Below are 245 nucleotides of genomic sequence, written 5' to 3'. Positions count from 1 at the left end.
CGAGCTGCCGACGATTGCCGGGAAGCACGATGTGCAGACCATGCTCGAAGGCCCCGGCCATGTGCCGATGCAGGTGATCAAGGAGAACATGGACAAGCAGCTGCGTGAGTGCGGCGAGGCGCCGTTCTACACGCTGGGGCCGCACACCACCGACATCGCGCCGGGCTACGACCACATCACCAGCGCAATCGGCGCGGCGAGGATCGGGTGGTACGGCACCGCGATGCTCTGTTCCGTCACCCCCA

At 66.1% G+C, this 245-nt stretch carries 1 protein-coding gene; it reads left to right on the top strand.

Annotation, left to right across the window (positions count from 1 at the left end):
- A partial coding sequence (locus ACQG3P_RS21755; RefSeq protein WP_426806211.1) for a phosphomethylpyrimidine synthase ThiC occupies positions 1 to 245 on the top strand: 245 nt, incomplete at both ends.

The sequence above is a fragment of the Stenotrophomonas sp. SrG genome, from assembly GCF_050031795.1.
Lineage (GTDB): Bacteria > Pseudomonadota > Gammaproteobacteria > Xanthomonadales > Xanthomonadaceae > Stenotrophomonas > Stenotrophomonas rhizophila_A.
Note: the sequence above shows the minus strand (reverse complement) of the source record. Positions and strands in the feature narration are given on the sequence as shown.